At 50.8% G+C, this 9,870-nt stretch carries 7 protein-coding genes and 2 rRNA genes; 4 read left to right on the top strand and 5 right to left on the bottom strand.

Going from position 1 to position 9,870, the window contains the following annotated elements:
* The 4 genes from ACFSO0_RS11900 to ACFSO0_RS11885 all read right to left on the bottom strand — a co-directional run.
* Nucleotides 1-96, bottom strand: a 16S ribosomal RNA gene (locus ACFSO0_RS11900); the annotation flags it as partial.
* A 522-nt stretch (nt 97-618) separates the two neighbouring features.
* Nucleotides 619-1,734 carry an HD-GYP domain-containing protein gene (locus tag ACFSO0_RS11895; protein WP_376880406.1) on the bottom strand — a complete coding sequence of 372 codons (1,116 nt, stop codon included), beginning with the start codon at nt 1,732-1,734 and terminating at the stop codon, nt 619-621.
* A 151-nt stretch (nt 1,735-1,885) separates the two neighbouring features.
* On the bottom strand, nt 1,886-4,399 hold the full coding sequence (gene gyrA / locus ACFSO0_RS11890) for a DNA gyrase subunit A (protein ID WP_376880404.1): 2,514 nt from the start codon (nt 4,397-4,399) through the stop codon (nt 1,886-1,888).
* 209 nt (nt 4,400-4,608) lie between these two features.
* Nucleotides 4,609-5,793, bottom strand: coding sequence for an MFS transporter (locus tag ACFSO0_RS11885; RefSeq protein ID WP_376880401.1), 1,185 nt, complete (start codon nt 5,791-5,793; stop codon nt 4,609-4,611).
* Nucleotides 5,794-6,009: 216 nt separating this feature from the next.
* On the opposite strand from ACFSO0_RS11885, the gene ACFSO0_RS11880 reads away from it, so the two are divergent.
* The 4 genes from ACFSO0_RS11880 to ACFSO0_RS11865 all read left to right on the top strand — a co-directional run bounded on the left by ACFSO0_RS11880 (nt 6,010) and on the right by ACFSO0_RS11865 (nt 9,461).
* Nucleotides 6,010-6,702, top strand: a complete 693-nt coding sequence (locus ACFSO0_RS11880) for a hypothetical protein (protein ID WP_376880399.1) — start codon at nt 6,010-6,012, stop codon at nt 6,700-6,702.
* Between the two features lie 197 nt (nt 6,703-6,899).
* The gene (locus ACFSO0_RS11875) at nt 6,900-7,247 is read left to right on the top strand and encodes a VOC family protein (RefSeq protein WP_376880396.1); all 348 of its coding nucleotides are present in this window, start codon (nt 6,900-6,902) and stop codon (nt 7,245-7,247) included.
* A 127-nt stretch (nt 7,248-7,374) separates the two neighbouring features.
* A complete protein-coding gene (locus ACFSO0_RS11870) occupies nt 7,375-8,100 on the top strand; it encodes a response regulator transcription factor (protein WP_376880394.1) in 726 nt (241 codons plus the stop codon).
* Nucleotides 8,097-9,461, top strand: coding sequence for a sensor histidine kinase (locus tag ACFSO0_RS11865; protein WP_376880391.1), 1,365 nt, complete (start codon nt 8,097-8,099; stop codon nt 9,459-9,461). Before ACFSO0_RS11870 ends, ACFSO0_RS11865 begins: the two co-directional genes overlap by 4 nt.
* A 300-nt stretch (nt 9,462-9,761) precedes the next feature.
* On the opposite strand, the gene ACFSO0_RS11860 is transcribed toward ACFSO0_RS11865, so the two are convergent.
* Nucleotides 9,762-9,870 (bottom strand): 23S ribosomal RNA (locus tag ACFSO0_RS11860); the annotation flags it as partial.

Below are 9,870 nucleotides of genomic sequence, written 5' to 3'. Positions count from 1 at the left end.
CCGTCCGCCGCTAGCCTCCGAAGAGACTCGCTCGACTTGCATGTATTAGGCACGCCGCCAGCGTTCGTCCTGAGCCAGGATCAAACTCTCCAATAAAGTTTGTTTCTGGTTCATCGCTTCTTCAAGCTGGCAAATCATTAAATGATAGACTCATCAACGCTTTCGCTGTTCAGTTTTCAAAGAGCATTTTGTTTGTTTGTCAAACTCTTGTTGAGCGACTTTTCTAGTATACATCATCACACTAGCTTTTGCAAGAAGTTTTTTGAACTTCTTTTTCGCTCAGCAGCGACAATTCAATACTTTATCAGACAATCATCAGCAAGTCAACAACTTCTTTTTAACCAATCTGTATGTCTTGTCTGCTACTCTCAAGCGACAAGAAATATCGTACCACGTCCAGTAAAGAAACACAAGAGAAAATTTTATTTCAAATGAACTTTTTTCAAATAATATCACCTTCGTCCCTACCCCCGATTTGTCCAAAAGAAAGCGGGACTTTGCTTTCTCATGAGAGAGCAGCCTTTACCGCCACTCTAGAAGGCACAAAAAACCCCTTGGCTCATGCATCGGATCAACTGCGCGGTTGCCGATGCATGAGCCAAGAGGTAGTCCCACTGTTTACTTTTCCAGCACTTGCACAATAGATAAATGCCGGGCATCAACCAGGTTGATGATTTTCCCCCCGACCTCCACCATTGGCCGTGTAGGCTGATTGCGATCGGTAAACACGATCTTGCCTAGCGTGCCATCGCTAAGTTCGACGATCGTACCCGCTGCAAACTGCGTAATGCCGTCTATGAACGCCCGAACGATAAATGGATCGAGCTTTCCGAAGCTGTCTTGCATCAGCTGTTCGACCACCACGTACGGGGATTGCGCTTTCTGATAGATCCGATCCGAGCTCATGGCGTGATACACATCCGCGACAGCGACAATTTTGCTGTACAGATGCAGCTTACTCCCGGGCAGCCCCAACGGATAGCCGGAGCCATCCTCCCGCTCATGATGCTGGAGTGCAGCCAATGCCACCCCTTCACTGAGTCCATGTGATGCCTTGATGATTTGATACCCGTAAACCGTATGCTTTTTGATCTCTTCAAATTCTTCTGGCGTCAGCTTGCCCGGTTTTTGCAGGATTCGCCGATCAATTTTCATTTTGCCCACATCGTGCAACGTCCCTGCCAGTGCTACCTGCATCCACTCCTTTTCAGGAACCTTGATCCATTTTGCAATCATATACGAAATGATCCCGACTGAGATGGCATGCTCGTACGCGTAACTGTCCATCCGCGCAAAATGCCGCAGGGACAGCAGGATTTGCGGCTGCGACTGAAATTGGGCGAGGATAGGGGCCACGACTTCCCTTACTTCCATGACCGGAATATTGTCGCCGCCTTGCACGCGAATCAACAGGTTTTTCAATGTCGTCACTGCTTGATCAAAAGACTTCTGAAACGCTTCCGCTTTCTCCAACGGCGCCTTCGCTGCCGCTACCTGCCGTTCGGCCGCCTTTTGCTCTGCCGACTCGCTCCTGGCCACTTCTTCCTGATTTTCAACAGATACTTGATTGATGAAAAAGACATTCAAAATTTCAATGTCCTTTTCATGAAGAACCGTCCCTTTTGCAAAAAGCAGGCCCCCCAACGGCGTATGGACTTCTTCCGCCAATCTTGCTCCAATACTCAGTTGCTTTACGTCCACGATGGGCACACTGGTCACCATCCGATCCATCATGATAAATGAATTAGTCTCTATACTCAATTTTATACCAACTCGAACCTTAAAAGGGAAAAAATCCTTTTTAACGAACTACTCTCCCCGCAAAACAGTCATGCCAATCGGCACAAAAAAGACGCTCCACCAAAAGACGGAACGCCTCCTTTGATTAGGCTTCATCGTTGGCATCAGGATCTGTAGCTCCATCATTCATACGATCTTCGTCCTGATTGTCTTCATGATCTTCCTGGCCTTCATCTTCTTCGTTCGGCGGGCACTTGGCGACAGAACCAACCTGCTCATTTTCACCCAAACGAATCAATTTAACCCCTTGCGTATATCGGCCCATGACGGAAATGCCTTTCATCTCCGTGCGAATAATGATACCCGAAGTCGTAATGATCATCAGATCTTCTTCCGGTTCTACTACTTTCAGGCCGACGACATGGCCGCTGCGCTCGGTTACATTGTGCGTCTTGATTCCTTTGCCGCCACGCGACTGAATCCGGTATTCATCAATTGGTGTGCGCTTTCCGTATCCGTTGGCGGTAACGATCAGCACCTCTGCGCCCGGCTTGACCACATCCATGTCGATCACATCGTCATCATCGTCCAAGGTGATGCCTTTTACCCCGGTAGCGTTGCGCCCCATCGTGCGGACATCGCTTTCCTTGAAGCGAACCGACATGCCATTCTTCGTACCCATGATGATCTCCTGATTGCCATCCGTCAGACGCACGCCAATCAGCTCGTCATCCTCGCGCAGGTTCACGGCAATCAGCCCGCCTTTGCGAATGTTCTCGAACGACTCGAGCGTCGTCTTTTTAATGATCCCTTTCTTGGTGGCAAAGAACAAGAAGCGATCGTGGTCAAACTCCTTCACCGGAATGACCGCACTCACACGCTCTCCTTTTTCGATCTGGATCAAGTTGATGATCGGCGTGCCTTTGGCTGTCCGGCTAAGATCCGGAATCTCGAAGCCCTTCAGACGATACACCTTGCCCTTGCTCGTAAAGAACATGATGTAGTCATGGGAATTCGTGATGTACAGATGTTCGACAAAATCGTCGTCCTTGGTGCCAAGGCCCTGAACTCCCCGTCCTCCGCGTTTTTGGGCGCGATAGGTGGAAACCGGCAGGCGCTTGATATATCCATCATGGGTCAGAGTGATGACCACATCTTCTTCCGGAATCAAGTCGGCGTCTTCGATATGATTTTCGTCAACCGTAATGACGGTGCGGCGTTCATCTCCGAACTTCTCTTTAATTTCATTCAGCTCATCACGGATAATCCCGTAGATTTTGCCTTCGTCTGCGAGAATCGAACGCAGCTCGGCGATTTTTGCCATCAGTTCCTGGTATTCGTTCTCGATTTTTTCCCGCTCCAACCCGGTCAGACGCTGCAGGCGCATGTCGAGAATCGCCTGGGCCTGCTCGTAGCTGAGGCTGTAGTTGGTCATCAGACCTTCGCGGGCTTCGTCCGTCGTCTGGGATGCGCGAATCAGGCTGATGATCTCGTCGATATGGTCGAGCGCGATACGCAACCCTTCCAGGATATGGGCGCGCGCTTCTGCTTGCTTCAGATCATACTCGGTACGTCTGCGGATAATTACACGCTGATGCTCCAGATAGTAGAACAGCATGTCGCGCAAATTCAGGACGCGCGGACGACCGTCCACGAGCGCCAGCATGTTCACACCGAACGTCATCTGCATTTGCGTATGTTTGAACAGGTTGTTCAGAACGACCTTTGGAATCACGTCGCGGCGCAGTTCCATGACGATCCGCATCCCTTTGCGGTCAGACTCGTCGCGCAGGTCGGTAATGCCATCGATTTTCTTTTCGCGCACCAGCTCGGCGATCTTTTCCACGAGTCTGGCTTTGTTGACCTGATAAGGAATTTCCGTCACAATAATGCGCGGTTTCCCTTTTTCTTCTTCAATCAAAGTCTTGGCGCGCATGATGATCGAGCCGCGGCCTGTCTCATAAGCACGGCGAATCCCGCTGTAGCCGATAATTTCCCCGGCGGTCGGGAAGTCCGGACCTTTGATGATCTTCATCAGTTCAGGAACGGTGATGTTCGGATTGTCGATCATGGCTGTGACGCCATCGATCACTTCCGACAGGTTGTGCGGTGGAATGTTCGTCGCCATCCCTACGGCAATCCCGCCCGATCCGTTGACCATCAGGTTCGGGAACCGGGAAGGCAAGACGACCGGCTCTTCTTTGCGTCCATCGTAGTTCGGCGCAAAGTCCACCGTTTCTTTATCAATATCACGCAAAAGCTCCAGAGCGATTTTGGAAAAACGCGATTCCGTATAACGCATAGCCGCTGCCGGGTCACCGTCAACCGAACCGAAGTTCCCTTGACCTTCTACCAGCATGTAGCGCATGTTAAAGTCTTGTGCCATCCGGACCATCGCTTCGTAGATCGAAGAGTCACCGTGTGGATGGTAGTTGGCCATTACTTCCCCGACCGTATTGGCCGATTTCCGGAACGGTTTGTCAGGTGTGAGGCCCATGTCATGCATCGCATACAAAATACGCCTGTGAACAGGCTTGAGACCGTCTCGAACATCAGGCAAAGCCCGACTGACGATAACGCTCATCGCATAGCTGATGAACGACGCTTTCATCTCTTGGCTAATATCGACTTTGGGAAACCGAGCAGTTTCTTCTGCCATAAAGAGTAAACCTCCAACTGGTTATCACAATACTTCATTATACCATATAGAAAGAAGAGACGTCCAAAAAATCCACCCCAGATTCCCCGAGCTGCCTGATTTTCAGCCGTTCCACCCACTCTGTCCGCGTTCCTTGGAATCTGCCTATATATTCCCAAAAATATTATGCAATTTACAGAGAAGGCTTACAAGAAAAAACCCAAGGCAGCTCACGAGGAGACCGCTTTGGGGGTAGAAGTCTTTTTCGATTGGCGCAGCACGTAGTCCAAATAAATAGCGACATAGAGAACCATGAAAATCACCGAATACCGATACATCAGCGCAAACCCGGTCTGTTTGGCGATCGCTCCGAGAATCATGGCCCCGCCGCCGATCCCCAGGTCAAACGCGGAAAAGAACGTGCCGATAGCCGCACCTCGCCGGGAAGGGTCTACCCGCTGGATGGTCCACGCCTGCAAAGAAGGCTGTACCGCTCCCGCTCCGATGCCAAACAAGATGGCCGACGCTATCAATCCGGTCTGCGTCGTACTGTAGGACAGCACCAGCACGGCAATCCCTGTGATGACTCCGCCGGGCAACAGCACCCAGAGGGGACCTCTCTTGTCAAAAATTTTCCCGGACAACGGCCGAACGAGCATCAGCGAGGTCGCGTTAAACAGGAAAAACAGCCCGACGTTAGCGATTCCCGCTTCCTGCCCGAACAAGGTGATAAAGCTGGCGACTCCGCCGTACATCACCCCGGTGAGCAAGGCAAGCAGCGCAGGAAACAGCGCTTTTTTCTCCAACAGCCCTCCGCTTCCTGCCCCGGCCGGCCGCGTGCTCCCGACAGGCGCCTTGATCTCGACCAGCCTGGACAAAACCATCGCGAACACCGTCAAACCGCCGGAGATGGCAAACAGCCAGCTGTACCCCCAGCTCTGCGACAGCCACAGCCCGATTAACGGTCCGACAGCCATAGCCAGGTTGGTAAACATCCCGAAATAGCCCATGCCTTCTCCCCGACGCTCTGCCGGGATAATATCCGAGGCGATCGTCCCGTAGGTCGTCGTGACAATCCCCCACCCGATACCGTGCACAAAGCGCAGAGACAGCACCAGAAAAACGCTGGCCATCCAGTAATAGCCGCAAACCGCCAGCAAAAAAATCGCCAGACCGCTTAAAAGAACGGGCCGCCTCCCCATCGAATCGAGAACTTTCCCGGTAACAGGGCGGACGAGCAAAGCCGAGACGGTGAACAGACTGACGACAAGCCCCACCGCCAATTGATCCCCGCCCAATTTAGTTATATACACCGGCATTGTCGGCACCAACATCTGAAAGGCAACGAACAACATGAAGTTGGACAAGGCGAGAATGACAAAGTTCTTGGTCCATAGCGACTGACCTTCGTTCAAGTTCTCACATCCCTTGGCATCATTATTTTATATACATTATTATTTAGAATATTTATTTATGTCAATCCTCACGTTCCCCATAATGTGCTCTTTGCACCTTTGCACTTCCCCTCCGCCTTTTTTGAACTTTTCCCCTCGCTTATCCCATACATTTCTCACATTTCCCCTCTACCATAGAAACTGCCACCAACCAATACCTGACAGGAGTGAAAAGCCATGAAAAAGTTGCTGTCCGTATCTTTGCTGACCACTGGCTTGCTGGCCAGCAGCGCAGGCATCATCCATGCCGAGGAAAAACCGGTAAAGGACCCTGGCTGGAAGCAAACCGCTGAATTCCAGCAGCTGCAAACCCTCCAGGAGCAATCGAAACAACTCAATAGCCAGCTCAAGGCACAAAGCGAGAAAAACAAGGCAGTCTGGGATTCTCTCCGCGGGAATATTCCTCAAGAAGTGCGCGATACCGTCAAAGCAGCGATGGCAGAGCTCAAGCCGGTGCGTGAGGAGAACAAGGCGCTCACTGCCGAGCTGAAAGCCGCAAAGCAGGCCAAAGACAAGGAAAAAATCGCCTCGCTCAAAGCCCAGCTGGAAGCCAACCACCAGAAGATCGAAGCCAGGCTTGCCCCGATCGCAAATGAAGTGGCGCAAGTGAAAGAAGGCCGCCAAAACCTGAAAGAGCCTTTAGCCGAAGTCAAGCCGATCCGCGATGCCAAGAAAGCGAACAGGGAGCAGGCAAAGCAAGTCAAGCAAGGCGTTCACGCTGCTCTCGCATCCGCTAAAGAAGCCTATAAAAACGGCGATCCAGCCTGGCAGTCTTCCCTGAACGAGGCCATCGATCTGATGAAGCAACTGAATGATTTGAAGTCGGAAATCTTGTCGCAGAAGGTCTCGATCTATGAGGCCCTGCAGTAGCACTTCGCTCTCTACTGTTGCAAAAGGACAGCTCTGCTCTGCCGGGGCTGTCTTTTTCCTTGTTGTTCATAAAAGTATTAGGCTAGAGCCACGCTAAACGAACGGGCAGTACAGTTGGAAAAGGAACTCAAATTTCTATCTCGAATATCTCGTGTAATCGGATAGCTAAAAATTTGATGACAGACAGGGGAAATACGATGATAAAAGGTTTCGGAGGGATATTTTGGAGGACGAAGAATCTTGAAGCGACAAAAAAATGGTACAGTGAAGTGTTGAAGATTGAAATAGAAAATTGGAATGGCGCTGTGATAAAACCCGATTTGGGAAATGAGACTATCTTTTCTTTCTTTACCGAGGATGACAGTTATTTTCCAAGGGAACAACAAGTCATGCTAAATTTTCAAGTTCATAATTTAAACGAGACGATTAAGCATCTTGAACAAATCGGTGTACCTCTTGCAAAGGAAAAAGAAGCCAATGAATTTGGAAAGTTTGCTTGGATTGAAGATCCTGAAGGTCGACTTGTCGAGCTTTGGGAGAAATAATCGAACAGTCCTGCGGATTACTTTCCGAAAAATATGGGAAAAGTGTGGGAAAATTTCTGGAATAACCTGACTGGTCCACGATCTGTTGTACAATAGCAATTGAATAAAAGGCCCTGGAGGAATCCACATGAAGCCCTTTTCCATTGCCATTGTAGACGATGATCCGAATATCAGGCAGATCGTAGAAGCTTACCTGCAAAAGGAAGGCTATCTGACCCGAAGTGTTCAATCTGCAGAAGAGGCACTGCACCTCAAGGAGACGGAGCCACCCGATCTGTGGGTTTTGGACATCATGCTGCCAGGTATGAACGGCTATGAATTTTGCCGGCGCATTCGCAAGGAGACAGAGGCGCCGATCATCATGATCTCGGCACGCGACGAGGAAGTGGACAAAATTTTGGGTCTCGAGCTAGGCAGCGACGATTATTTGACCAAGCCGTTCAGCCCCCGAGAATTGGTCGCACGAGTCAACCGGGCACTTCGCCGCTGGGAACAAATGAAACAGCGTGGCGAGCGGCATTCTCCCGTTGAAGACGCGGCAGCTGGCCATCAGCTGTTGGGCGACCTGCTTGTTTTGGATAAAGAAAAGCGGCTCGTCTATTCCCTTGGCGAGGAAGTGGAAGTAACGTCAAAGGAATTTCAGATTCTGTGCCTGCTTTCGGAGCATCCCAATCGCGCCTTTTCACGAGATGAACTGCTCACTCTCGTATGGGGAGAGGATTATTTCGGAAGTGACCGGGTCGTAGATGATCTGATCAGACGAATTCGCAAAAAGCTGGATAAAATTCCGCTTGAGACCGTTTGGGGGTTTGGGTACCGCTTGCGCTCGCCGGAGAGGACCGCTGAAGGATGAGTCTGCTAGCGCGCATCACGCTGATGTTCAGTTTGCTTTTGGTCGTACTCACGGGCATATCCATGATGCTGATTCACTCCTTTTTGCTGGACAACTTGATTGAGCAGCAGAGGAAAGAGCTTATCGTCAAGGGGCAGGCGTGGATCGACAAAAACAAGGATTCTGCCGGCTCCATTCAGCCGGAATCAATCGCGGAGCTCGCCCGGCTGTTTGTTTCCAATCGGAAAGTAGAAGTCTTGCTGCTGGGTAAAAAGAGGCAGGTGCTGTTCACCACGCTCCCTTCCGCCAGCTTGAACGGCTGGATGGACGCTTTGGAGCGAAAAGTGGAAAAACGAAAAGACAAAAACATCTGGATCGTCGGCGGCGATGACTACGTGGTGGTCAACTTGCCGTTCAATAACACGGATAAACAGCGGCTCATTCTCGCCTCTCCCGTGCGTGGACTCAAGGAAGTACGACTGGAACTGACGCGGAACATTATTTTCATCCTGCTCATTGGCGTTGCTTCGACTATTTTGCTGAGCTTTTTTATGACGAAGAGCATAGTGCACCCGCTGAATCAGTTGGTCAAGGAGATTAAAAAGGTGCAGTTTCGCCGCTTTTCCGAGGTTCGCCGAATTCCAGCCCGAGGGGAAATCGCGGAAGTGTCCGAGAGCGTCTATTCCATGGCGCAAGAGCTTGACCGCTTCCACGAGATCCAGCGCCAGTTTCTGCAAAATGCTTCGCATGAGCTGAAAACCCCCCTAATGTCCATCCAGGGGTATGCGGAAGGAATCCGGGACGGCGTCTTTCAGGATCAGGCTGCCAAACAAGGCCTGGACATCATCGTCGCCGAAACTAACCGTCTGAAGCATATCGTGACGGAAATCATCCTGCTCGCCAAACTGGAGAGCGAGGATAACCTTTTTCACCCTGCCTATCATTCCGCTACCAAGCTGGTGGAACAAGCGGTAGAACGCCTGCATCCCATCCGCTTGCAGCAAAACGTGACCATCTCCGTGCACTGCCAAGGGGCAGACCCCGTTCTGTATGTCGATGCAGACAAGGTTTTGCAGGCACTGCTCAATATCGTAGGCAATGCTCTGCGTCATGCAAAGGAGCATATCGAAATCAGACTGGTTACAGAAAAACGACACGCTATCATTGAAGTGATCGACGATGGGGAGGGCATTCCCGACGATTTGCTTCCCCATCTGTTCCATCGCTTTGTAAAAGGAAAACAGGGGGAAGTCGGGCTGGGGCTGGCGATCTCCCGTGCCATCGTGGAGCGGTCAGGGGGAACCATCGAAGTGCGTAACGGCGTTGTCGCCGGTGCCATTTTTCGCCTAAACCTCCCTCTGCGCCCCTTGGCACAAAGCTAACAGGGCTGTCCAATATTTTTTTAACGTTTTGAACAGCAAAAGGGGCGTTCCCAAGTCAAATAATCGACTTTTGGGACAGCCCCGTTGTTTGTCTCCAGCAAGCTTTCACGATTACATTTTCCGGGAAACAGATGGCGTAAGCGCGTTCCTCCCGATTCATCGAAATAATCACTGGCCACAGATCACTCCCACTGATTACAAAAAAAAAGCTGTATTCGCCATTACTTTCGCAAGTAATCAGGAATACAGCTTTATTCGTTCGTTCGCTGAAAACTGGATCTGCATGCTTACCAAGCGTGTGTGGATAAGTCCTCGACCGATTAGTATTCGTCAGCTCCACGCGTTGCCGCGCTTCCACACCGAACCTATCAACCTCATCGTCTATGAGGGGTCTTACCAGCTTGACGCT

Source organism: Brevibacillus sp. GCM10020057 (genome assembly GCF_042683565.1).
In the GTDB taxonomy this organism is placed as follows: Bacteria; Bacillota; Bacilli; order Brevibacillales; family Brevibacillaceae; genus Brevibacillus.
This window is presented reverse-complemented; position numbering and strand designations above follow the sequence as displayed.